18 protein-coding genes are annotated in these 22,835 nt (G+C 68.2%); 15 read left to right on the forward strand and 3 right to left on the reverse strand.

Annotated elements, in window-relative coordinates:
- Positions 1-84: 84 nt before the first annotated feature.
- The 9 genes from RKE25_RS19065 (at position 85) to RKE25_RS19105 (ending at position 10,433) form a co-directional block, all read left to right on the forward strand.
- Positions 85-438, forward strand: a complete 354-nt coding sequence (locus tag RKE25_RS19065; protein ID WP_311839662.1) for a DUF1304 domain-containing protein — start codon at positions 85-87, stop codon at positions 436-438.
- 4 nt (positions 439-442) lie between these two features.
- Complete coding sequence (locus tag RKE25_RS19070; RefSeq protein ID WP_311839663.1) at positions 443-1,135, forward strand: M24 family metallopeptidase; 693 nt, start codon at positions 443-445, stop codon at positions 1,133-1,135.
- A gap of 33 nt (positions 1,136-1,168) precedes the next feature.
- Positions 1,169-1,663, forward strand: a complete 495-nt coding sequence (locus tag RKE25_RS19075; protein ID WP_311839664.1) for a GFA family protein — start codon at positions 1,169-1,171, stop codon at positions 1,661-1,663.
- A 46-nt stretch (positions 1,664-1,709) separates the two neighbouring features.
- Positions 1,710-3,311, forward strand: a complete 1,602-nt coding sequence (locus RKE25_RS19080; RefSeq protein ID WP_311839665.1) for a peptide chain release factor 3 — start codon at positions 1,710-1,712, stop codon at positions 3,309-3,311.
- 49 nt (positions 3,312-3,360) lie between these two features.
- Entirely contained in the window at positions 3,361-4,308 is a 948-nt protein-coding gene (locus RKE25_RS19085; protein ID WP_311839666.1) for a CPBP family intramembrane glutamic endopeptidase, read from the forward strand.
- Between the two features lie 66 nt (positions 4,309-4,374).
- Positions 4,375-8,016 carry a response regulator gene (locus RKE25_RS19090; protein WP_311839667.1) on the forward strand — a complete coding sequence of 1,214 codons (3,642 nt, stop codon included), beginning with the start codon at positions 4,375-4,377 and terminating at the stop codon, positions 8,014-8,016.
- A complete protein-coding gene (locus RKE25_RS19095; RefSeq protein ID WP_311839668.1) occupies positions 8,013-8,870 on the forward strand; it encodes a protein-glutamate O-methyltransferase CheR in 858 nt (285 codons plus the stop codon). Before RKE25_RS19090 ends, RKE25_RS19095 begins: the two co-directional genes overlap by 4 nt.
- A 1-nt stretch (position 8,871) precedes the next feature.
- Positions 8,872-9,441, forward strand: coding sequence for a chemotaxis protein CheB (locus RKE25_RS19100; protein ID WP_311839669.1), 570 nt, complete (start codon positions 8,872-8,874; stop codon positions 9,439-9,441).
- Positions 9,438-10,433, forward strand: coding sequence for a diguanylate cyclase (locus tag RKE25_RS19105; RefSeq protein WP_311839670.1), 996 nt, complete (start codon positions 9,438-9,440; stop codon positions 10,431-10,433). The genes RKE25_RS19100 and RKE25_RS19105 overlap by 4 nt, the downstream gene beginning before the upstream one ends.
- Positions 10,434-10,615: 182 nt before the next feature.
- On the opposite strand, the gene RKE25_RS19110 is transcribed toward RKE25_RS19105, so the two are convergent.
- Entirely contained in the window at positions 10,616-13,084 is a 2,469-nt protein-coding gene (locus RKE25_RS19110; RefSeq protein ID WP_311839671.1) for an acyl-CoA dehydrogenase, read from the reverse strand.
- Positions 13,085-13,166: 82 nt separating this feature from the next.
- Positions 13,167-14,039 (reverse strand): alpha/beta hydrolase, encoded by an 873-nt coding sequence (locus tag RKE25_RS19115; RefSeq protein WP_311839672.1) that lies wholly within the window; start codon positions 14,037-14,039, stop codon positions 13,167-13,169.
- Between the two features lie 119 nt (positions 14,040-14,158).
- Between RKE25_RS19115 and RKE25_RS19120 the strand changes: the two genes are divergently transcribed.
- The 5 genes from RKE25_RS19120 (at position 14,159) to RKE25_RS19140 (ending at position 18,658) form a co-directional block, all read left to right on the forward strand.
- Positions 14,159-14,737, forward strand: a complete 579-nt coding sequence (locus RKE25_RS19120; RefSeq protein WP_311839673.1) for a helix-turn-helix domain-containing protein — start codon at positions 14,159-14,161, stop codon at positions 14,735-14,737.
- A 127-nt stretch (positions 14,738-14,864) separates the two neighbouring features.
- Entirely contained in the window at positions 14,865-16,640 is a 1,776-nt protein-coding gene (locus RKE25_RS19125) for a phosphoenolpyruvate carboxykinase (GTP) (RefSeq protein WP_311839674.1), read from the forward strand.
- Between the two features lie 114 nt (positions 16,641-16,754).
- Complete coding sequence (locus tag RKE25_RS19130) at positions 16,755-17,306, forward strand: sigma-70 family RNA polymerase sigma factor (protein ID WP_311839675.1); 552 nt, start codon at positions 16,755-16,757, stop codon at positions 17,304-17,306.
- The gene (locus tag RKE25_RS19135; RefSeq protein WP_311839676.1) at positions 17,303-17,737 is read left to right on the forward strand and encodes a hypothetical protein; all 435 of its coding nucleotides are present in this window, start codon (positions 17,303-17,305) and stop codon (positions 17,735-17,737) included. The genes RKE25_RS19130 and RKE25_RS19135 overlap by 4 nt, the downstream gene beginning before the upstream one ends.
- A gap of 18 nt (positions 17,738-17,755) precedes the next feature.
- Entirely contained in the window at positions 17,756-18,658 is a 903-nt protein-coding gene (locus RKE25_RS19140) for a DUF4097 family beta strand repeat-containing protein (RefSeq protein WP_311839677.1), read from the forward strand.
- Between the two features lie 98 nt (positions 18,659-18,756).
- On the opposite strand, the gene RKE25_RS19145 is transcribed toward RKE25_RS19140, so the two are convergent.
- Entirely contained in the window at positions 18,757-19,671 is a 915-nt protein-coding gene (locus RKE25_RS19145; RefSeq protein WP_311839678.1) for a hypothetical protein, read from the reverse strand.
- A 282-nt stretch (positions 19,672-19,953) separates the two neighbouring features.
- Between RKE25_RS19145 and RKE25_RS19150 the strand changes: the two genes are divergently transcribed.
- Entirely contained in the window at positions 19,954-22,818 is a 2,865-nt protein-coding gene (locus RKE25_RS19150; protein ID WP_311839679.1) for an EAL domain-containing protein, read from the forward strand.
- Positions 22,819-22,835: the final 17 nt, after the last annotated feature.

The following is a 22,835-nucleotide window of genomic DNA, read 5'->3' on the forward strand; positions in this document are numbered from 1 at the left end:
CGGAGCATTCTCTGGTGAAAGGTGCTGTCGACACGATGCCCGTCCTTGCGCCAAGCTGTTGTATTCCGTCATCGCCAAGCTGCCATGTCCGTCGCCGCCGTCATCGTCATCGCCCTGGTCGCCCTGCTCCACGCGTGGTTCCTGGTCCTTGAGATGTTCCTGTGGGAGAAGCCCTCCGGCCGCCGGGCGTTCGGGACCACGGCGGAGTTCGCCGCCCAATCGAAGGTGCTGGCCGCCAACCAGGGCCTGTACAACGGCTTTCTGGCCGCGGGGCTGCTGTGGGCGCTATGGCTGGGCGCGGACGGCGTGGCCGTCGCCCGCTTCTTCCTCGGCTGCGTGCTGGTGGCCGGCGTGTACGGCGGCTTCACGGCGGCCCGCCGCATCCTGCTCTTCCAGGCCGCGCCCGCCGCGCTGGGCCTGATCCTGCTCGGGTTTTGACCGCATGAACGCTGCCACCGACCACACGCGCCTCGCCTCCTCGTCTCGCGAGGCGGTCGGGCCGGCCTTCGATCCCGCGCTGATGCTGCGCGCCCGCGAGCGCAGCTGGGCCGCCCTGCGCGGCATCCGCGAACGGATGCGGCCGGGCATCAGCGAGGACGAAGCCCGGGCCGAGGCGGCCGAGGTGTTCCGCTCCCTGGGCATGGAACGCCTGTGGCATCCGGTGGTGATCCGCATCGGCGAGAACACCACCAGGACCTTCCGCGAGCGCTCCAACCCAGACGTGAGGCTGGGCGAGGACGACATCTACTTCATCGACCTGGGCCTGGTGTTCGATGGCCACGAGGGCGACGTAGGCGACACCTTCAGCACCGGCACCGATCCGGCGAAGCAGGCCTGTGCCGCGGCCGCGCGCACGCTGTTCGACGAGGTGGCCGGTGCCTGGCGCACACAGGGGCTGAGCGGCGAGGCGCTGTACGCTTTCGCCGCCGAACGGGCGGAAGCCATGGGCTGGCGCCTCAACCACGCCATCAAGGGGCACCGGGTGAGCGACTTTCCGCACGCCATCCACAAGGCCGGCGACCTCGGTACGCTCGACTGCGCGCCTTCCGGCGGCCTGTGGATCCTGGAGATCCAGATCGCCCACCCGACCGAGCCCTACGGCGCCTTCTACGAGGACCTGCTGGTCCAGGAGTAGGCTGCCCCAAATCAACGTCGCCGGAGCCTGTCGATGCCCGTCGAGTTCCTGCCCATGGACGGCGGCTGCACCTGCGGCAAAGTCCGCTACCGCCTGCTGAGCAAGCCGCTGATCGTGCAGTGCTGCCATTGCCGCTGGTGCCAGCGCGAGAGCGGCGCCGCGTTCGCGCTGAACGCGATGATAGAAACCGACCGGGTCCAGCCGTTGCGCGGCCGACCGCTGCTGGAAACCATCCCCAGCTTCAGCGGCAAGGGCCAGGAGGTCGCGCGCTGTCCGGACTGCATGGTGGCACTCTGGAGCCACTACGCCGGCGGCGGCGCCACCTTCGCCTACGTTCGCGTGGGCACACTGGACGACCCCGACCGCCTGCCGCCGGACATCCACGTCTTCACCGCCAGCAAGCAGCCCTGGGTGGTGATTCCCGAGGGCTCCCGGGCGGTGCCGGCGTTCTATCGCCGCAGCGAGGTCTGGACCGCGGAGAGCCTGGAGCGGCGCCGGATCGCGCTCGAAGGGGCCGGAGGGGCCTAGGCGCAGTACAATCGCGGGTTTGCAATCGACGTCCCGGCCCGCCAGCATGTCCACCCATCTCGACGAAACCCGCCGCCGCCGCACCTTCGCCATTGTCAGCCATCCTGACGCGGGCAAGACCACGCTGACCGAAAAGTTGCTGCTGTTCGGCGGCGCGATCCAGATGGCCGGCTCGGTGAAGGGCCGCAAGGCCGCGCGCCACGCCACCTCGGACTGGATGGCGCTGGAAAAGGAGCGCGGCATCTCGGTGACCTCGTCGGTGATGCAGTTCCCCTACGAGGGGAAGATCGTCAACCTGCTCGACACCCCCGGCCACGCTGACTTCTCGGAAGACACCTATCGCGTGCTCACCGCGGTGGACTCGGCGCTGATGGTGATCGACTGCGCCAAGGGCGTGGAGGAGCGCACTATCAAGCTGATGGAGGTGTGTCGCCTGCGCGACACGCCGATCATGACCTTCATCAACAAGCTCGACCGCGAGGGCCGCTCGCCGATCGAGCTGCTGGACGAAGTGGAGTCGGTGCTAGGCATCGCCTGCGCGCCGCTCACCTGGCCGATCGGCATGGGCAAGCGCCTCAAGGGCGTGTACCACCTGGTGCTGGACGAAGTGCACGTGTTCGAGCCAGGCAAGAACTTCACGCGGCAGGACTCGACCATCTTCAAGGGCCTGGACGCGCCGGGTCTGGAAGCGGCGATCGGCGCCGAGGCGCTGGCCGAGCTGCGCGACGAGCTGGAGCTGGTGCTGGGCGCGTCCAATCCGTTCGACCCGGAGCAGTACCTGGCCGGCAAGCTCACGCCGGTGTTCTTCGGCTCGGCGGTGAACAACTTCGGCGTGCAGCTGCTGCTGGACTTCTTCGTCGAGCACGCGCCCTCGCCCAAGCCGCGCGCCACGCTCACGCGCGAGATCGATCCGGATGAGGAAAAGCTCACCGGCTTCGTGTTCAAGATCCAGGCGAACATGGACCCGGCGCACCGCGACCGCGTCGCCTTCATGCGCGTGTGCTCAGGCACCTATACGGCCGGCATGAAGATGATCCAGACGCGCACCGGCAAGGAAGTGCGCATCGCCAACGCGCTGACCTTCATGGCCAGCGACCGCGAGATCGTGGAGAGCGCCTACCCCGGCGACGTGATCGGCCTGCACAACCACGGCACGATCAGCATCGGCGACACCTTCACCGAGGGCGAGCCGGTCTCGTTCACCGGCATCCCGAACTTCGCGCCGGAACTGTTCCGCCGTGCGCGCCTGCGCGACCCGCTGAAGATGAAGGCGCTGCAGAAGGGCCTGGCGCAGCTGTCCGAGGAAGGCGCCACGCAGTTCTTCCGCCCGTTGATGAGCAACGATCTGGTGCTGGGCGCAGTCGGCGTGCTGCAGTTCGACGTGGTGGCGTATCGCCTCAAGGACGAATACGGCGTGGACGCGGCCTTCGAGCCCGTCGGCGTGGCGACCGCGCGCTGGGTGCATTGCGACGACGCGAAGAAGCTGGAAGAGTTCCGCGAGAAGAACGCGATGAATCTGGCCGTGGACGCCGCCGGCGAACTGGTCTATCTCGCGCCGTCGCGCGTGAACCTGCAGCTGGCACAGGAGCGCTGGCCGCAGGTGCGCTTCTCGGCCACGCGCGAGCACGCGGCTTCGGTCGAGGTGTGATCCCGGGCGGCGCGGACCCGCGCCGCCTTCACGACAGCTGGAGGTCTTCATGCGGAACGCCCCCTCGCCCGCCTTCGTCGCGCCGGCCTTTGCCACCCCCGCCGACGCGACGGCCCGGCAGCGCTGGCTGGTGTTCTCACCAGTGGCGCGCATCGTCAACTTTGCCGTGACGATGATCGCCGCCAACCTGCTGCTCGGCTCGCTCATGCACATGCTCGGTTGGTCCCGCGCCGAAGCCGATCCGCTGCTGCGTGCGTTCGCCATGCTGCTCGGCCAGGTCATCGCGCCGCTGCTTGCCTACGTCGTGCTGGTCCGCGCCGTCGAGCGCCGCCCGCTCGCGGAGCTGTCGCTGCGCCGGCTGCCCGCACAGGGCGGTCTCGGCCTGCTGGTCGGCACCGCGCTGATGGGCGCGACGGTGACCTTGCTCTGGCTGCTGGGCAGCTATCACGTCATCGGCACGAACCCTTCCGCCGACTGGGTGCCCGCCGTGCTGGTCGTGGGGCTGGGTGCCGGCCTGGGCGAGGAGATCATTTCCCGCGGCGTGCTGTTTCGCATCATCGAGGAAGGCCTCGGCACCTGGTGGGCACTCGGCATCTCGGCGGTGTTCTTTGGCGCCGCGCATATTGGCAACCCGGGCGCGACGCCGTGGAGTTCCGCGGCGATCGCCATCGAGGCAGGCATCCTGCTGGGGCTGCTGTATCACGTGACCCGTTCGCTGTGGGTGTGCGCCGGCATGCACCTGGCGTGGAACGTCATGCAGGGCACGGTGTTCGGCATCGCGGTATCCGGCCATCCGGCGGACGGCTTCCTGGTCGCTTCGCTGAGCGGGCCGGACTGGCTCAGCGGCGGCGCCTTCGGGGCCGAAGCCTCGGTGGTCGCCCTGCTGGCCTGCAGTTCGGTCAGCGTCGGCCTGCTGGGCATCGCCCTGCGCCGGCGCTCCATCGTGCCGCCGGCCTGGAAACGGCAGGCGCCGCCCCTGCCCGCCACGCCCGGCTGACGTCCGCTGGGTTACCCTGCGCGCACCGCAGGCCGGACCGCCCCGGCCGTCGACAGGGAAAACCGCATGGCCACCGCCGCACCCCGCCGCTACTCCTGGCTTGCGCATCAGCCGATCCAGCACAAGATCTTGCTGGCCATCGGCAGCATGGCGCTGCTGTTCGTGGTCGGCGGGGCGGTGACGCTGACCGCGCTGGCCCGCCAGGAGGACAGCGCGCGCTGGACGCGGCATACGCTCGCGGTTCTCAGCTCGCTGGACGACGTGGCGCAGGAGCTCCTGCATGGCCGTGCGTCTCTGCGCGGCTACCTGCTCGCGCCGAACCCGCAGGAGCTGGCGAACTTCGAACGCGCCAACCTCGTGCTGGTCAGGGATATCGACACCCTGCGCAAGCTCACGGCCGACAACCCCATCCAGCAGGCCCGCCTGGACCGCCTGCATACGATGGCCACCCAATGGCACAAGGAAGTGCGGCGCGACGGCATCGATGCCATGGACGGCATCCATGAAACCGAGCCGGCGGCAGCCGCGCTGGAGCGTGCCCGCATCCAGCAGGACTACCTCAATCACAGCGCGCTGCGGATCGACGACCTGCTGGTCGTCGTCAAGCAAATGCAGGACGCCGAAGAAGCATTGCTCGAAGCCCGGGAAACGGCGCAGCGCCACGACGTAGCGCTCGTTCGGGCCGTGACCTGGGCTGCCATCGTGCTGAGCCTGCTATTCGGCTACTGGGTCATCGTGCTCACCTCCCGGTTGATCACCCGGCCTATCCAGCGCATGGCCAGCCAGATGACCCAGCTGGCCGCGCACGACCACACCGTGGAGATTCGCCAGACCGAGCGCCGCGACGAGATCGGCGAGATCGCCCGCGCCTTGCAGGTGTTCAAGCAGATGGCGATCGAGACCAGCGAACAGGCCTGGGTCAAGGGCAACGCCACCACGATCGCCGGCGAACTGCAGAAAGCGGCCGACCAGCGCGAGTTCGGCGACCGCCTCACGGGCTCCCTGACCCCGCTGCTGGAAGCGGGCGTGGGCGTGTTCTACGCCTACGACGAGGAACAGTGCAGCCTCGAACTGCAAGGCAGCTACGGCTACCGCGAACGCCGCCACCTGAGCACGCGCTACGCGCTGGGCGAGGGTCTGGCCGGTCAGTGCGCGCTGGAACGCAAGCCGATCACCCTGCAGAACGTGCCGCCCGATTACGTGCGCATCCACTCGGCCACGGGCGAGGCGTCGCCGAGCAGTATCACCGTGCTGCCGCTGCTGTCCCGGGACAAGCTGGTGGGCGTGCTGGAGCTGGCCAGCTTCGGCCACCTCACCTATGCCCAGGAGAACCTGCTCGACGAGCTGTTGCCGATCGCCGCGCTGTCGCTGGAGAACCTGGGCCGCGCAATGCGTACACAGGAACTGCTGCGCCAGACCCGCGAGCAGGCCGACGAACTGCGCGCGTCCGAGGAGGCGCTGCGCGCCCAGCAGCACGAGCTGCGCGCCAGCAACGAGGAACTGAACCAGAAGACGCACGAACTGCAGGAGCAATCGCAGCGGCTGCTCGCCTCCGAAGAGGAGCTGCGCGTGCAGACTGAGGAATTGCAGGCCAGCAACGAAGAGTTGCGCCAGAAGACCGACACGCTCAACGAGCAGAAGCGGATGCTGGAAGCACTGCAGCACGAGACTGCGCAGAAGGCCGAGGAGCTGGCGCGGGCCAGCCAGTACAAGTCGGAATTCCTTGCCAACATGTCGCACGAGCTGCGCACGCCGCTCAACAGCCTGCTGATCCTGTCGCGCAGCCTGGCGGAGAACCGCGAAGCCAACCTCAACGAGGAACAGGTCGAGTCGGCACGCATCATCCACGACTCCGGCAGCAACCTGCTGCGCCTGATCAACGACATCCTCGACCTGTCCAAGGTGGAGGCGGGCCGGATGGAACTGGTCCTGGGCGAGCTGCCGCTGACCGATCTGGAGCGCGCGCTGAAGCGGACCTTCAGCCACGTCGCGCAGGAGAAGAAGCTGGAGTTCCGGGTGGAGGTCGAGCCGGGCCTGCCCGCCAGCATCGTCACCGACGCGGCCAAGCTGGAGCAGGTGGCGAACAACCTGGTCGGCAATGCGTTCAAGTTCACCCACCAGGGCGGGGTCACGGTGCGCGTCGCGCGTCCGCCGCAAGGCCTGGCGCTGCCGGAACGGCTGCGGGGACTGGCGGCCATCGCCATCACGGTGAGAGATACCGGCATCGGCGTTCCACGCGCCAAGCTGGAAAAGGTGTTCCACGCCTTCGAGCAGGTCGACGCCAGCACCAGCCGCCAGTACGGCGGCACGGGACTGGGCCTGGCGATCTCCCGCCGGCTGGCGGAACTGCTTGGCGGCGACATCGTGCTGGAAAGCGAGGAAGGCAAGGGCAGCGCATTCACCGTGCTGCTGCCCGAGCGCCTGGAAGCCGCGGAAGGTACGGCTCCGGCGCCTGCGTACGTCGCCACTGAAGCGCGCCCTGCCGCGGCCAGCGCCCTCCTGCCGGACACCATCGAGGACGACCGCGATGCGCTTGCCGCCGGCGACACGGCGATCCTCATCATCGAGGACGATCCGGTGTTCGCGCGTATCCTGGCCGACATGGTGCGCCGCAAGGGCTATCGCGTGCTGGCCGCGGGAGACGGCGAATCCGGCCTGCTGCTCGCCCAGCGCTTCCGCCCCACCGGCATCCTGCTCGACGTGATGCTGCCGGGCATGGACGGCTGGACGGTGATCGCGCGGCTGAAGGAGAACGCCGCGACGCGGCACATCCCCGTGCATTTCATCTCCGCGGTGGACGAAGCCGGTCGTGGCCGCGACCTGGGCGCCGTGGGCTTCCTCACCAAGCCGGTGAGCCGGGAGGCCATCAACGGCGCGTTCGACCGGCTGCTCCACTTCGCCGAGGGGCAGGCCCGCCATTTGCTGATCGTCGACGACGACGTCGATTCCCGGGCGGCCATGCGCACGCTGCTGCGCGGCGACGACGTCGCCATCGACGAGGCCGGCAGCGCCGAAGAAGCGCTGCAGCGCGTGGACGAAGTGACCTACGACTGCGTGGTGCTCGACCTCGGCCTGCCGGGCATGGACGGCATGGAGTTCCTCGAACGCCTGTCCGCCACCGGGCGCGTCCCGCCGGTGGTGATCTATTCCGGCCGCGACCTCAGCCGGGAAGAGAGCCTGAAGCTCCGCCAGTACACCGACAGTATCGTGATCAAGGGCGCGCGCTCGCCCGAGCGCCTGATGGACGAGGTCAGCCTGTTCTTGCACAGCATCCGCGAAGGCGGCCGGCGTGCCGGACCAGCCGTGGCGCCCGCCGCCGGCGACATGGAAGAACTGGTCGGCCGCAAAGTGCTGCTGGTCGACGACGACATGCGCAACCTGTTCGCGCTGTCCAAGGTGCTGCGCGGCTGGGGCATGCAGGTGAGCATGGCGCAAGACGGCCAGAAGGCACTGAAGGCGCTGGCCGAGCAGGAGGGCATCGAACTGGTACTGATGGACATCATGATGCCGGTGATGGACGGCTACGACACCATCCGCGAGGTACGTGCGCAGCCGCGCTTCGGCAAGCTGCCGATCATCGCGCTCACCGCCAAGGCCATGCGCGGCGACCGCGAGAAATGTCTCGAAGCCGGCGCCAACGACTATCTTTCCAAGCCGATCGACATCGACAAGCTGTCGTCGATGCTGCGGGTGTGGCTGCACCGATGAAGGAACGCGGCGGCAAGGCACGCGACACCGAGCTCGAAGACATCGAGGTCGAGCTGTTCGTGCGCGCACTACAGCTGCGCCACGGCTACGACTTCAGCCAGTACGCACCGGCCTCGCTCAAGCGGCGCATACGGCAGCTGGCCCAGGCGCACCAGAGCGGCACCATCAGCGCGCTGACCGCGCGCGTGCTGCACGAGCCGGGATTCCTGTCGGCGGTACTGGAGGGTCTGTCGGTACCGGTCTCCGAAATGTTCCGCGACCCCGAGGTATTCCGCGCGTTGCGCGAGAAGGTCTTCCCCGTGCTGGCCTCGTATCCGCAGATCAACATCTGGCAGGCGGGCTGCGCACATGGGCAGGAGGTGTATTCGCTGGCCATCCTGCTGGAGGAGGCCGGGCTGTACGAGCGCACGCAGATCTACGCCACCGATTTCAACGAAGCTGCGTTGCGGCACGCCCAGGAAGGCATCTATCCGGCCAAGGAGGCCCAGCTCTGGTCGCGCAACTACCAGGCCGCCGGCGGCAGCCATTCGCTGGCCGACTATTACAGCGCACGCTATGAGCTGCTGAAACTGGACGGGCGGCTGCGCCGTCATGTGATCTTCGCCAATCACAACCTGGTAGCCGACGAAGTGTTCTGCGAGGCGCACCTGATCCTGTGCCGCAACGTGCTGATCTATTTCTCCGACCCGCTGCAGGACCGCACGCTGGCCCTGTTCCGCGACAGTCTGGTGCGCGGCGGCTTCCTTTGCCTGGGCACCCGCGAGAGCCTGGACTTCGCGCCGTCCGCGGCCGATTTCGTGCCGGTGGATGCGGGCCTGCGTATCTACCGCCTCGCGCAGAAGGCGGTGGAGTGAGATGGGCGCACCGAAGGCCGTCGTCATCGGTTGTTCCGCCGGCGGGCTGGCCGCGCTGGAGAAACTCTTCGGCGGCATCCTGCCCGGCCTGCCGCAACCGTTCCTGGTGTGTTGCCATACCGGTTCGTCCACCGTGGACATGCTGTGCGAACTGCTGGCGCGCCATGCCGCGATGCCAGTCGAGGAAGCGCGCGAACGCGAGGCCCCGCGCGGCGGCCACGTGTACGTGGCACCCAGCGGCTATCACCTGCTGGTGGAAGCCGACGGCCGTTTCGCGCTCAGCGTGGACCCGCGCGTGAGCTTCGCGCGCCCCTCCATCGACGTGCTGTTCGCGTCTGCCGCCGAAGCCTACGGCCCGGGATTGGCCGGCATGATACTGACCGGTGCCAACAGCGACGGCGCGGCCGGATTGGCCGCGCTGCGCGCGCGCGGCGGATTGGCCATCGTGCAGCAGCCGGACGACGCGGAATCCCCTGCCATGCCGCAGGCCGCGCTCGAGCGCGCCGGTGCGGACCATTGCCTGCCCCTGGCGGCCATCGCGCCGCTGCTCAACCGAATCTGTCTGTCATGACTGCCGAACGCCCCAAGATCCTCGTCGTCGACGATACCCACGCCAACCTCGTGGCCATGCGCCGGCTGCTCGCCGACTGCGGCGCCGAGCTGCACGAAGCCGGCAGCGGCAACGAGGCGCTCGCGATGTGCCTGGACCACGATTTCGCGCTGATCCTGCTCGATGTGAACATGCCGGACATGGACGGCTTCGAGGTCGCGTCGCTGCTGGGCGAATCCGGCCAGCTGCTTGAGACGCCGATCATCTTCGTCACCGCGGCGTATGCGGACGACATCAACCGGCTCAAGGGTTACCGCTTCGGCGCGGTGGACTACATCGCCAAACCAGTGAACGACGTGATCCTGCAATCGAAGGTACGCGTGTTCCTGGAGCTCTACGCGGCACGTGCCCAGTTGCGCTCCACCCTGCACGAACTGTCGGAACGCAATCGCCAGCTCGACCTGGAAATCGCCGAGCGCAAGCGCATCGAGGCACAGATCCGCCATCAGGCCACGCACGACCTGCTGACCGGGCTGCCCAACCGCATGCTGTTCCGCGATCGCCTGACCACCGCCATGCAGCGAATGCCCCGGCATGGCCAGCCGTTCGCGCTGGTCATGCTGGACATCGATGGCTTCAAGGGCGTCAACGACAATCACGGGCATCCCGCCGGCGACGCCCTGCTGCGCGCCATCGCCACGCGCCTCAACGAGCTGCTGCGCGCCAGCGATACGGTGGCGCGGCTGGGCGGCGACGAGTTCGCATTGATCCTGGAGGAAGTGACGGATCAACCCGCACTGATCGAGCGTTGCCGCAGCATCGGCGCCGCGCTGGCGGCACCTTATCCGCTGGAGGGCCGGCACGGGCCGTTCGTTGCCCAGGTGAGCGCCAGCCAGGGCATCGCGGTGTGGGACGGCGATGCGCGCAACGACGAGGACCTGATCCAGGCTGCCGACCGCGCTCTGTACAAGGCAAAAGAGGAAGGCAAGAACCGGTGCGTGGTCGCGCCCTGAGGACGGGCCGGCTCGTCGGGGGCATCAACGCAGGGAGAGCGGCTCGGCCCATAGCGCCGCACCGAGCACGAACGCCGCCGTAAGGCCGTGGACGAGCAAGGGGTCGTAGCGGAGGAGAACACGGCGAAACCCAGGCTGTGCGCTCCGCGGAGGCACAGCGGGGTTCGCCGCGCAGTCCGCCGTCAGGCGGCGTCGGCCAGTTTCTTGGCGTCTTCCCGGGTCTTGGCCGCGCCCAGCTCCGCGGGGTCGAAGTCGTCCACGGAGATGAACTCGAACACGCCTTCGCGCACGCGCTTGAGCAGCGCGGCTTCGGCGCTGTCGATCACGCCGGCCTTCTCCGCCTCGGCCAGCTGGCCGACGTAGTCGTGCGACTTGAACTGGCCGGCCTTCTGCGCCTTGAGGAACTTGCGCTCCACCGGCTCGGCGGCGATCACGTCCGGCAGCAGCGCGTTCATGCGGCCGACCGTGTTGTTCGCCGTCGGGGTGAGGTACACCCATTCGAGCAGGCGGTCGCGTGCCTCGCCCGGCGCGGTGATGATCGCGGCGACGCGGCGGCCCAAGCGGTCGGACGGCGGGACTTCGCGGCGGCCGAACGGGAACACGAGCGCGCGCAGCAGCCAGGACACGGGCTTCACCGGGAAATTGCGGATCGCGCCGTCCAGCGCCATCTGCGTGCGCCACATGCACTCGTGGAACGCCCAGGCCAGCAGCGGACGATCCGCTTCCGGACGGCCCGTGTCCTCGTAGCGCTTGAGCATAGCGCTGGCGATGTACAGGTAGCTCAGCACGTCGCCCAGGCGGGCCGACAGCTTTTCCTTGAACTTCAGCTTGCCGCCGAGCACGCCCATGAATGTGTCGGCGCACAGCGCCAGCGCAGCCGAATAGCGGTCGAGCTTGCGGTAGTAGCGGCGGGTGTACGCATCGCCCGCGGCCTCGCCGATGCGCGAACCGGTAAGTCCGAGGGTGAAGGCGCGTACCGCGTTGGAAATGCCGAAGCCGATGTGGCTGAACAGCAGGCGGTCGAAGGTCCGCAGGCGGTCGCCGTAGTCGGCGATGGACAACGCCTGCATTTCCTTCAGCACGTAGGGATGGCAGCGGATGGCGCCCTGGCCGAAGATCATCAGGCTGCGCGTCATGATGTTCGCGCCTTCCACCGTGATGGCGATCGGCACGCCCTGCCAGGCGCGGCCGGCATAGTTCTTCGGGCCCAGCTGCACCGCCTTGCCGCCGTGCACGTCCATGGCGTCGCCGGCAATCACGCGGCCCCATTCCGTGGCGTGATACTTGGCGATGGCCGACGGCACCGCCGGCTTTTCGCCGCGGTCCACCGCGGCCGCCGTGGCGCGCGACAGCGCGGCCGTGGCGTAGGTCAGTCCGCCGATGCGGGCCAGCGCCTCTTCCACACCTTCGAACCGGGCGATCGAAAGACCGAACTGCTTGCGCATGCGCGCATAGGCGCCGGTCGCCGCGACCGCGGCGCGCACGCCGCCGGTGGCGTTGGACGGCAGCGAGATGGCGCGGCCGACCGACAGGCATTCCACCAGCATGCGCCAGCCGTGGCCGGCCATGTGCGGGCCGCCGATCAGCACCGACAGCGGCACGAACATGTCCTTGCCGTGCACGGGGCCGTTCTGGAACGGAACGTTCAGCGGGAAATGACGGCGGCCGATCTGCAGGCCGGGCGTCGAGCGCGGAATCAGGGCCAGGGTGATGCCGAGGTCTTCCTTGTCGCCCAGCAGTTTTTCCGGGTCATACATGCGGAAGGCCAGGCCGACGACCGTGGCGATCGGCGCCAGCGTGATGTAGCGCTTGTCGAAGGTGAGGCGGATGCCCACGGTCTCGACACCGTCCACCGTCTGCTTGCAGACGATGCCGTAGTCGGTGATCGAGGTGGCATCGGAGCCGGCATACGGGCCGGTGAGGGCGAAGCACGGGATTTCTTCGCCCACCGCGAGGCGCGGCAGGTAATAGTTCTTCTGCTCGTCGCTGCCGTAGTGCAGCAGCAGTTCCGCCGGGCCGAGCGAATTGGGCACGGCGACGGTGGAAGCGACGGTGGCCGACATGGTGGCCAGCTTCTGCAGCACCGCCGAGTGCGCCAGCGCGGAAAAGCCCAGGCCGCCGTACTGCTTCGGGATGATCATGCCGAAGAACTTGTTCTTCTTGACGAAGGTCCAGACCTCCGGCGGCAGGTCGGCCAGCTCGTGGGTGATCTGCCAGTCGTCGAGCATGCCGCAAAGCTGCTCTACCGGGCCGTCCATGAAGGCCTGCTCTTCGGTGCTCAGCTCCGGCTTCGGCTGCCTGATCAGCTCGTGCCAGTCCGGCTTGCCGGAGAACAGCTGGCCTTCGAAACCGACGGTGCCGGCTTCCAGCGCGGTCTGTTCGGTCTCTGACAGCTTGGGCGTGACCTTGGCGAATAGCTTGAGCAGCGGCGCGCTGATCTTCTTGCGGCGGAAATCCACCATCAGCAGCGGCAGTGCGACGAGCAGCTCGAGGATGACCAGCACGGCCGTGGTGACCGGCGCGCCGACGATCAGCCCGACCACCAGCGTCGCCGCGACGGTCACGATCGACCAGGTCCGGAGGCTGCTGCGGTGGTAGGCACAGGCGCCGGTGGCAATGAGTGCCGCCAGCAGGGTGAGGATCACGGACATGGAAGCACCTCGTCGCAAATGGCGTTGTTGCAGAAGACAGGCATAAGCACTACTCGATCGGTCCGCGTCCGTGCGGTCTATGTCAGGTTCCGCTGCCCAGCGCCCGCACGAATCGTGCGATCTGCCGGGTGAAAGCGTCGTTGGCGTCGCCGGCGACCATGTGCGTGGCGCGCGGCAGTTCCACATGCTCGGCCTGGGGCACGAGCCGGAGAAATTCGTCGACGGTGTCGCGCGAGACCACGTCGCTGCGCCCGCCCGAGAGCAGCAGCACCGGCACGCGCACCTGGGCGGCGGCGCTCATCAGGCGCGGCTGGTAGCGCTCGCTCTCGCGCACCAGATCGCCGCCCAGCAGGACCGGATCCCAATGCCAGCGCAGGCGGCCGTCGGTGCCTTCGCGCAGCAAGGGGCGAAGCTGGTCCTCGCTCTTGCGGCCCGCGCGGTGCGGCAGGTAGGCGGCGATCTGCTCGGCGGCCTCGGCGTAATCGGCGAAACCGTCCGGATGGGCCTGCATGAAGGCCAGGATGCGCTCGACCCCGGCGGTCTCCCAGCGCGGCGTGATGTCGACCAGCACCAGCGCGCGGAACAGCGCGGGGTCCAGCTCCCCAGCCACGACCAGGCCGAGCAGACCGCCCATGGACGCGCCTACGAGGACGGGTGGCGTGGGCTGCGACCGCGCCAGCCCGACCAGATCGGAAGCGAACTGCTCCATGTGGTAGTCACCGCCGGCCACGCGCCCGCTCTCGCCGTGGCCGCGGCTGTCGAACGTGACGCAGCGATAGCCTTCGTCGGCCAGCGCGCTCGCAGTCGCCGTCCAGGCATGGCGCGTCTGGCCGAAGCCATGGGCGAACAGCAGGGTGGGAGCGCCGTTCTCTCCGCGTACGTCGACGGCCAACCGCACGCCATCGGCGGCGGCAAAGGAGGTTTGAAGGGGCGCCGAGGGCGGGACGATAACCATACGGACGAGTATGGATTGCCGTCCGAGCCGCCGTCAACAACCGGTTGGCATCGCCGTGTCGCGCCCGGCGGCCGTACCGCTCGGATTACAAAGCACCGCGCTGGGGCTACCATGCGCGGATGAATGTCAGCGCAAAAACCGAACGGACCCGCCTCTCCGCCGAGGACTGGGAAGACGCCGCCCTCAAGCTGATCGCCGACCAGGGCGTCGGCGCCCTCGCCGTCGAGGCCCTCGCCCGCCAGCTCGGCGTGACCAAGGGCAGCTTCTACTGGCACTTCCGCACCCGCGAAGCCTTGCTGCAGGCCGCGCTGGAGCGCTGGGAGCAGTACGGCGAGCGCGAGGTGATCAGCCAGATCGAGGCCATGCCCGATCCGCGCGCTCGCCTGCCGGAACTGTTCCGGCGCGTGGCCCACGAAATCGCCCCGCACCGCGTCTATGCGGCCCTGCTCAAGGCGTTGGACCACCCGCAGGTGGTGCCGGTGATGGCCCGCGTCTCGCAGCGGCGCATGGACTTCCTCACCACGATCTACCGCGAAGCGGGGCTGGAACCGACCGAGGCCCTCAATCGCGCGCGGCTCACCTACGCGGCCTACGTCGGCTTCCTGCAGCTGAACTTCACGCTGGGTCTACCGCGCATCAGCCATGAAGAGTTCGATGCCTACGTCGAGCACATGATCCGGACACTTACGCCGGCCTGAAAGCCAAGCCGCATCAGCGGCTTGGGGGCCTTGCGGGGTGGCTTTGCTGCACCCCGCCTTGCAAAGGCCAGTTCACGCAAACTACCGTTTCTACTCTTTTTTGTCCTAAGACCAGAGTGAGGAACGCATGGCGAGCAAGCTGGAGGCGCTGCAGCGCTGGGTCGACGAGGTGGCGGCGCTGACCCGCCCCGCCCGCATCCATTGGTGCGACGGCTCTGATGCCGAATACCAGGAACTGGTGCAGCAGATGGTGCGCAGCGGCGACCTGGTGGAACTGAACCAGCAGACCCACCCGGGCTGCTATCTGCACCGCTCCCACCCTTCCGACGTGGCCCGCGTGGAACACCTCACCTTCGTCTGCACGAAGGACCGCGAGGACGCCGGCCCGAACAACCACTGGATGGCGCCGGCCGAAGCGCACGAGAAGATGGACGAGCTGTTCGCCGGCTGCATGGAAGGCCGGACCATGTACGTCATCCCGTACTGCATGGGCCCGATCGATTCGCCGCTGGCGCGCTGCGGCGTGGAGATCACCGACAGCCCCTACGTGGTGGCCAATATGCGCACCATGACGCGCATGGGCGCCGCGGCACTGGCGCGCATCGAGAGCGAGGGCAGCTTCGTGCGTGGCCTTCATTCCGTTGGCGAGCTGGATCCGGAACGCCGTTTCATCATGCATTTCCCCGAAGAGCTGACCATCAAGTCGTACGGCTCCGGCTACGGCGGCAATGCGCTGCTCGGCAAGAAATGCCATGCGCTGCGCATCGCCAGCTGGCAGGCGCGCGACGAGGGCTGGCTGGCCGAGCACATGCTGATCGTGGGCATCGAGAATCCGCAGGGCCAGACGCACTACATCGCTGCGGCGTTTCCCTCGGCCTGTGGCAAGACCAATCTCGCCATGCTCATCCCGCCCGAAGGCTATCGCCAGGATGGCTGGAAGGTATGGACGGTGGGTGACGACATCTGTTGGATGCGCCCCGGCGCGGACGGCCGACTGTATGCGATCAATCCGGAAGCCGGCTTCTTCGGCGTCGCGCCGGGCACCAGCGCGAACAGCAACCCGAACGCGCTGGCCAGCATCGCGCGCGACACCATCTTCACCAACGTCGCCGTCACCGCCGACAACCAGCCCTGGTGGGAAGGCCTGCCGGGCGAGCCCGCGCTGGACTGGCAGGGCCGGCCGTACGACCCTGCCAATGGCCCGGCCGCGCACCCGAATGCCCGCTTCACGGTGAGCGCGAAGCAGTGCCCGACCTGGTCGCCCAAGGCCGAGGACGCCCAGGGCGTGCCGATCAGCGCGATCGTGTTCGGTGGCCGCCGGCCGTCGCTGGTGCCGCTGGTGTTCGAGGCCCGTGACTGGGCGCACGGCGTGCTGGTGGGCGGCGCGATGGGCTCGGAGACCACCGCCGCCGCGACCGGCGCCGTGGGCGTGCTGCGGCGCGACTCGATGGCGATGAAGCCGTTCTGCGGCTATCACTACGGCGATTACTTCGGCCATTGGCTGTCGTTCGACAAGCCGGGCGCGCAGCTGCCGAAGATCTTCCACGTGAACTGGTTCCGCAAAGGCAAGGACGGCAAGTTCCTCTGGCCCGGCTTCGGCGACAACCTGCGCGTGCTCGAATGGATGATCGCGCGCGTGGAAGGCAAGGCCGAGGGCATCGATTCCCCCATCGGCACGCTGCCGGCGCGGCACGAACTCCGCACCGCGGGCTTGAACGTCGACGACGCGGCACTGGACGAGTTGCTGGACGTCGACCATGCCGGTTGGCAGGCCGAAGCCGCCGCGATCGGCGAGTACCTGCGCGAGTTCGGACAGCGCATGCCGCAGCGCCTGCACGACGAACTGCAGCGCGTGGCGGACGCGCTCGCCGGTGAGCCCCGCGCCCAGGCCGTCGCTTCCTGAGCGGCCATGCGGCCGCGGCGCACGCGCCCGGCCGCCCTTTCTCTAAACCCTGCCGCACCGGGCCGCATCCAAGCTGGCAAGATGATCAGCGCCTGCCCCGCCACCGGAAGTCCCATGCCACCTGCCGCCGTCGCAGCGCCCGACGATGACGCCGCCGACGTGCGCGCGGCAGCGGACGGCGACCGCGCGGCGTTCCAGCGCTTGTACCGGCGGCACGCCGATCGCGTGTACGGGGCCGTGTACCGCCTGGCCGGCTACGACCACGCCCGCGCCGAAGACCTGACCCAGGACGCCTTCATACGCGCCTGGCAGAAACTTGCCGGCTTCCGGCACGAAAGCGCGTTCGGCACCTGGCTGTACCGCCTGGCGGTGAACGTAGCGCTGATGGATATCCGCTCGCGCGGCTCGGACCCCGTGAGCACGATGGACGACGACGACCTGCCCGATCACGGCGAAACGCCGTTCTGTGCCGCCGAACGCGACGAATTGGAACGCGCCATCGGCAAACTGCCGCCCCGGGCGCGCGCCGTGCTGGTACTGCACGACGTCGAAGGCTGGCGGCACGAAGAAATCGGTGCCGAGCTGGGCATGGCCGTCGGCTCGTCGAAAGCGCAGCTGCACCGCGCACGCGGGTTGCTGCGAAAGGTTCTTGGAGAAGCGTCATGAACGAACTCGAATGGCATCGCCAGATGCGTGCCCTGCGCCAGCCGGTCAATCCGCGGCGCGATCTCTGGGCCGACATCGAAACCAGGCTGGATGCCGACAGCCCCGTGGCGCGAAGCACGCAGCCGCGCGCGCCGCGCCGCCAGGCCTGGCTGCTCGCCGCGAGCTTCGCCGGTCTCTCGCTGCTCGCCGTGGCGCTCAATCACCAGCTACGCGTGGCCGAGGCTCCCATGGCGATCGAAGCCCGTACGGCCGATACCTGGAAGCCCACCGACCCGCGCCTCGCCGGCGCGGCGGTGGAACTGGATGCGGCACGCATCGAACTGCAGCAGGCCATCCAGCAGGCGCCTCATTCGCCCTCGCTGCAGCGTTTGCTGGACCGTACCGAGAAACGACAATCGCAGTTGCGCCAGCTGGAACGGCAGGCAGGCTGAGTCAACCGGAGCAAGCTCATGAAAACCTTCCGCTATCTTCCCGTTCTGCTGGCGCTGTCGATCGGCCAGGCACTCGCCGATACGCCCATCAATCTCAGCCATGACGCCAACCCGAACGTGCGGTTGGAGATCAGCAACATCAAAGGCGCGGTCACCGTGACGGCCTGGGATCGCAACCAGGTGCAGGTGAGCGGACGCCTCGGCGAGGGCGCGAAGCCCCTGGCCATCGAGGGCAATAACAGCCATCTCGAAATCAAGGTGGAGCCGCAGAGCCGGTCGGGCTGGTTCAACTGGAACAGCGACACTTCCATGGGCAATACCTCGCTCGACGTGCGCGTGCCCAAGGGGGCTTCGCTGGACGTCGAAGTGGTCAGCGCGCCCATGGGCATCGACGGTATCGACGGCGGCCAGATCAAGGTCAATTCGGTGAGCGGCAAGGTGCGCATCAACGCGCGCTCGCCTTCGGTGGATGCCGAGAGCGTCAGCGGCAGCCTGGAGTTGGCCGGCCATGCAGAGAAGGTGAATCTGCAGACCGTCAGCGGCGACATCCTTGCCCCGTCGGTAGGACACGAAGCGGAACTGCAGACCGTCTCCGGCCGCATTCACGTGAACGGCGGGCCATGGAAGCGACTCAACCTGAGCACCGTCTCCGGCGACGTGCAGATCGGCGGCGGCATGGCGCCCGGCGGCGACATGAGCGTGGACAGCATGAGCGGCGACGTGCAGGTGCAGACGCCGTCCAATCTCGCCGCCCAGATCCACGCCAATACGTTCAGCGGCGACCTGCGCAGCGACTTCGGCACGCCGCGCAAGGTGGAACACGGCCCCGGCACCGAGCTGGACGCCACCGCCGGCGGCGGCGGCTCGCGGATCAAGATCGAGACATTCAGCGGCGACCTGCGTATCCGCCGGCAGGACTGAAGCGCGCTCGCGCGGGCCGCGCAAACGAAGACGCCGTCGCTGGCTGGCGACGGCGTCTTTTTTTATGCGGAGACTTCGTGGATCGGAACCGAAGCGCTTCAGAGATCCTGGTGGTACTGCACATACGGCGTACGCGACTGGTCCGGTTCGGGACCGGCCGGCGTATTCACGGCGTTGCCCGACGACCACACGTTCTGCGCGCCGATGCTCAGTTCGCCCTGCCAGGGCAGGCGCAGGGTCACGCCCAGGTCGATGCTGCTCCAGCGGCGGTCGCTGTTGTAGCCAGCGCCAGGCAGTGCAGGCTGCATCACGCGCCCCACCACGCCGCCGCTCAGCGGGCCGCGATCGACGCCGAAGCTCAGCGCCTTCTGGTCCAGCAGGTTGACGCCCAGCACGTTGCCCGGCAGCAGCCGGACGCGTCCCACGCTGGCGCCGAGATCGATGCCGCTCTTGCTGTCCAGCGCCACGCGCCCGCGGGCATTGAGCTGGGCGCTGCTGTCGAAGGCACTCAGCCCGTTCACGCCCGCCGGAGCGCCAGGCAGCAGGCGCGGCAGCACGGACGTGTTGTTCGGCGTGCTGTTGGCGCCGAGGCTGAGGCCGACGCTGTAGCGGCCGCTGGTGTAGGTCGCCCCCACCTCGCTGCCGATCACGCGCGGCGCGCGGTTGTTGGCCCAGCTGTGTTCACTGACGCCGACGTGGGCCTGCAGATTGGAACCCAGGCCATAGGTCAGGTCGGTGGAGACGGCGCGCGAAGCGTCCACCACGCTGAACTGCAGCGGGGCATCATTGCGCTGTGCGGCGCCGAAGGTGCCGCTGTCGGCCTTGAGCGCAAGCCACCGGCCATCGCTTCCCCGCCACAACGGCACGGCCGTGCCGGGTCCGACCTGGACCACCTGGTCGGGTTGCTGGGTCAGGAGACGATTGGCCAGATCATGCGTATCGCCGGCCAGCGACTGCCCTGCCGCGGCGAGCGGCATCAGCAGAACGGGCACGGACAGCAACAGACGACGCATGGAAATCGACCGACAAGGCTCTTGTGAATGGAACCCACACCCTCCCCAGGGATCGGGTGAGCGGAGCTTACCACAATTTAACTTTTACATGCACCCTTTTTCCCCGGCTAATTGGGTGACGGGGACCGCAAAATCCCGCCGGGGCGAGTCCCGGCAGAGAGCGGCCGACCCCGCCCGCTCCGCTCAGCGACAACGCTGAACAGAGACGATATAAAGGCGCATGTGACCTAAGCATGGACCGGTCCACGCCGGATGAGTTCAGTACCCAACAATCCCGCCCCGATGCCCCCGCGAGCGGAGCCCGGCTCCGCGGCGGCGCATGCAGCCGTGGAAGGGCTGTTCCGGGTGACCGACGTCGCCGGCGTGCTGGACGTCTGCGCGGAGATGGTCCGCGCCCTGGGCGTGCGGGCCGCCGTGGCCTGGCGGCCGCTGGACGTCGCCGCGGCGCCCTCCGCGCATGGCTTGGTGGACCTGGCCGAGGACCCCCAGACCCAGCGCATGCTGAGCCTGACCCCTGAGGCCCCGTTGCCGCCCGGGGCCGCCGAGCAGATTGCCTGGCTGGGCCGCATGGCTGCCTCGCGACTCCGCCAGCTCGCCGAGACTTCGCGGCTGTACGAGGCGATCTCCAGGCTCGCCATGGCCGAGCGCCTGCAGCGGGCGCTGTACGCCATCGCCGACCAGGCCAGCACCGAGCACAACATGACCGAGATGATGCATGCCCTGCACGGCATCCTCGGCAGCCTGATGTACGCGGAAAACTTCTACGTCGCTCTCTACGATCCGGCTACGGACAGTGTGCGCTTTCCGTACTACGTGGACACGATGGACAAGGACCCGCCCTCGCCCGACCAGAGCGTGCCGCTGCAGGACATGCGCCACAGCCTGACCTGGAACCTGCTGCAGAGCGGCCAGCCGATCATGGGCTCGATGGACGAACTCTCGCGCCAGCTCGACGGCCGCTTCGTCCTGCTCGGCCCGGTGTGCGAACACTGGCTCGGCGTTCCCCTGCAGCGCGACGGACGCGTGGTCGGCGGCATCGTGGTGCAAAGCTATCGCGAGGATACGCACTACTCCGAGCACGACCGCGAACTGCTCAGCTACGTCGCCAAGCACGTGCAGACCGCGCTGGAACGGCGCGAGGCGCATGCCGAGCTGGAACGACGGGTGGCTAGCCGCACGGCAGCGTTGCGCGAGGCCAATCGCGTGCTGCGCCAGCAGGTGCTGCAGCGCCAGCGCGGCGAACGCCTGCAGGCGGCGCTGTTCCGCATCGCGGAGCTGGCCAACGCCTCGGAGAGCCTGGAGAACTTCTACGCGGCAGTGCACCGGGTGATCGGTGGTCTGCTGTACGCGCGCAACTTCTACATCGCGCTGCTGGACGAGGAACCCAACCAGCTCACGTTCCCCTATTCCGTCGACGAGTTCGACACCGTGCGCCTGCCGCGCTCGCACGGCCGTGGCCTCACCGAGTACGTCCTGCGCCACGGCAAACCGCTGCTTGCCTCGCCCGAGGACATCGACCGGTTGTCCCGCCAGGGCGAGATCGGGCAGCACGGCTCGCGGTCCGTCTGCTGGCTGGGCGTGCCGCTGATCTGGGGCGAGCGTGCCATGGGCGTGCTGGCGGTGCAGAGCTATTCGCCGGAACACACCTACGACGTGCGCGACCAGGAGTTGCTGACCTTCGTCAGCTACCACGTCGCCAACGCGCTGCAGCGCAAGCACACCACCGAATCGCTGAAGCAGGCCTACGCCAGCCTGGAACGCCGCGTCACCGAGCGCACGCGCGCCCTGGCCCTGGCCAACCGCGACCTGCGCGAACAGATCGCTGAGCGCGAACGCGTCGAGCGCCGACTCAAGTACGAGACCCTGCACGATTCGCTTACCGGCCTGCCCAACCGCACGCTTCTGCTGCAGCGCCTGGAACAGGCCCTGCAGCGCTACCACGGCAACCCGCAAGACATGTTCGCCGTGCTGTTCATCGACCTGGACCGCTTCAAGGTGATCAACGACTCGGTGGGCCACCTGGTTGGCGACGACTTGCTGTTCCAGGTGGGCGGCCGCATCCGCGCCTGCCTGAAGACGCGCGACGTGGTCGCGCGACTCGGCGGCGACGAGTTCGCCGTGCTCGCCGAAGGCATTACCGACTACCGGATGGCGCTGGTCATCGCCGAGCGCATCATCGCCGAGCTGCAGACGCCGTTCCGGCTCGGCGCCAAGGAGATCTTCACTTCCGCGTCCATCGGCATCGCCCTGCCCGGCCCGCACTACCAGCGTCCGGAAGAACTGCTCCGCGACGCCGATGCCGCGATGTACCGCGCCAAGGACGAAGGTCGGCATCGCGCCGCCGTGTTCGACGACCGACTGCGCCGCGAGGCGCTCTCCCTGCTGGAAATGGAAGGCGACCTGCGCCGCGCGCTGGGCCGCAACGAGTTCGTGCCGTTCTACCAGCCGATCGTGTCGCTCGAAGACGGGCGTACGGTGGGCTACGAAGCGCTGCTGCGCTGGCGTCACCCGGACCGGGGCCTGCTCACGCCCAGTGATTTCCTGGCGGTAGCCGAGGAAAGCGGTTGCTCGGAAAGCATCGACTGGCAGATCTTCGAACAGGTCTGCGCGCAGGCCGAAGCGCTGACCGGCAGCGACGGCTTCATCAGCATCAACGTGTCGGGCCGCCATTTCCGCTCGCCGGACCTGGACCGCCGCCTGCTCGACCTGCTCGCCGCGCACAAGTTGCCGCCGCGCTGCCTGCGCATCGAGGTCACCGAGCGTGCGCTGCTGGAAAACGCTTCGCAGGTGAAGCGCATCCTGGACAACCTGCGCCAACACGACGTCGGCATCGCGCTGGACGATTTCGGCACCGGCTATTCCTCGCTCAGCTACCTGCACCAGTATCCGATCAGCACGCTGAAGGTGGACCGCTCCTTCATCACCGAACTGCCCCGCGAAGGCGGGCACAGTCTCGCGGTGGTGCGCGCCATCCAGGTGCTGGCCGATTCCCTGCAGATGCAGGTCATCGCCGAAGGCATCGAAGAAGAGGCGCAGCGCGATGCCTTGCTGCGCGTGGGCTGCCGCTATGGCCAGGGCTTCCTGTTCGCCATGCCCCGCGCGGCCGACGTGTGGCTGCAGCGCGAATACCATTTCGCGCTGCCTTGAACCGCCAGGGGATGCTT

Source organism: Dyella sp. BiH032 (genome assembly GCF_031954525.1).
Taxonomy (GTDB): domain Bacteria; phylum Pseudomonadota; class Gammaproteobacteria; order Xanthomonadales; family Rhodanobacteraceae; genus Dyella_D.

What these genes read in the sequence shown, in the direction of transcription:
- RKE25_RS19065 (WP_311839662.1), top strand. Translation starts at nt 85, where the DNA reads ATGTCCGTCGCCGCCGTCATCGTCATCGCCCTGGTCGCCCTGCTCCAC.
- RKE25_RS19070 (WP_311839663.1), top strand. Translation starts at nt 443, where the DNA reads ATGAACGCTGCCACCGACCACACGCGCCTCGCCTCCTCGTCTCGCGAG.
- RKE25_RS19075 (WP_311839664.1), top strand. Translation starts at nt 1,169, where the DNA reads ATGCCCGTCGAGTTCCTGCCCATGGACGGCGGCTGCACCTGCGGCAAA.
- RKE25_RS19080 (WP_311839665.1), top strand. Translation starts at nt 1,710, where the DNA reads ATGTCCACCCATCTCGACGAAACCCGCCGCCGCCGCACCTTCGCCATT.
- RKE25_RS19085 (WP_311839666.1), top strand. Translation starts at nt 3,361, where the DNA reads ATGCGGAACGCCCCCTCGCCCGCCTTCGTCGCGCCGGCCTTTGCCACC.
- RKE25_RS19090 (WP_311839667.1), top strand. Translation starts at nt 4,375, where the DNA reads ATGGCCACCGCCGCACCCCGCCGCTACTCCTGGCTTGCGCATCAGCCG.
- RKE25_RS19095 (WP_311839668.1), top strand. Translation starts at nt 8,013, where the DNA reads ATGAAGGAACGCGGCGGCAAGGCACGCGACACCGAGCTCGAAGACATC.
- RKE25_RS19100 (WP_311839669.1), top strand. Translation starts at nt 8,872, where the DNA reads ATGGGCGCACCGAAGGCCGTCGTCATCGGTTGTTCCGCCGGCGGGCTG.
- RKE25_RS19105 (WP_311839670.1), top strand. Translation starts at nt 9,438, where the DNA reads ATGACTGCCGAACGCCCCAAGATCCTCGTCGTCGACGATACCCACGCC.
- RKE25_RS19110 (WP_311839671.1), bottom strand. Translation starts at nt 13,084, where the DNA reads ATGTCCGTGATCCTCACCCTGCTGGCGGCACTCATTGCCACCGGCGCC.
- RKE25_RS19115 (WP_311839672.1), bottom strand. Translation starts at nt 14,039, where the DNA reads ATGGTTATCGTCCCGCCCTCGGCGCCCCTTCAAACCTCCTTTGCCGCC.
- RKE25_RS19120 (WP_311839673.1), top strand. Translation starts at nt 14,159, where the DNA reads ATGAATGTCAGCGCAAAAACCGAACGGACCCGCCTCTCCGCCGAGGAC.
- RKE25_RS19125 (WP_311839674.1), top strand. Translation starts at nt 14,865, where the DNA reads ATGGCGAGCAAGCTGGAGGCGCTGCAGCGCTGGGTCGACGAGGTGGCG.
- RKE25_RS19130 (WP_311839675.1), top strand. Translation starts at nt 16,755, where the DNA reads ATGCCACCTGCCGCCGTCGCAGCGCCCGACGATGACGCCGCCGACGTG.
- RKE25_RS19135 (WP_311839676.1), top strand. Translation starts at nt 17,303, where the DNA reads ATGAACGAACTCGAATGGCATCGCCAGATGCGTGCCCTGCGCCAGCCG.
- RKE25_RS19140 (WP_311839677.1), top strand. Translation starts at nt 17,756, where the DNA reads ATGAAAACCTTCCGCTATCTTCCCGTTCTGCTGGCGCTGTCGATCGGC.
- RKE25_RS19145 (WP_311839678.1), bottom strand. Translation starts at nt 19,671, where the DNA reads ATGCGTCGTCTGTTGCTGTCCGTGCCCGTTCTGCTGATGCCGCTCGCC.
- RKE25_RS19150 (WP_311839679.1), top strand. Translation starts at nt 19,954, where the DNA reads ATGCCCCCGCGAGCGGAGCCCGGCTCCGCGGCGGCGCATGCAGCCGTG.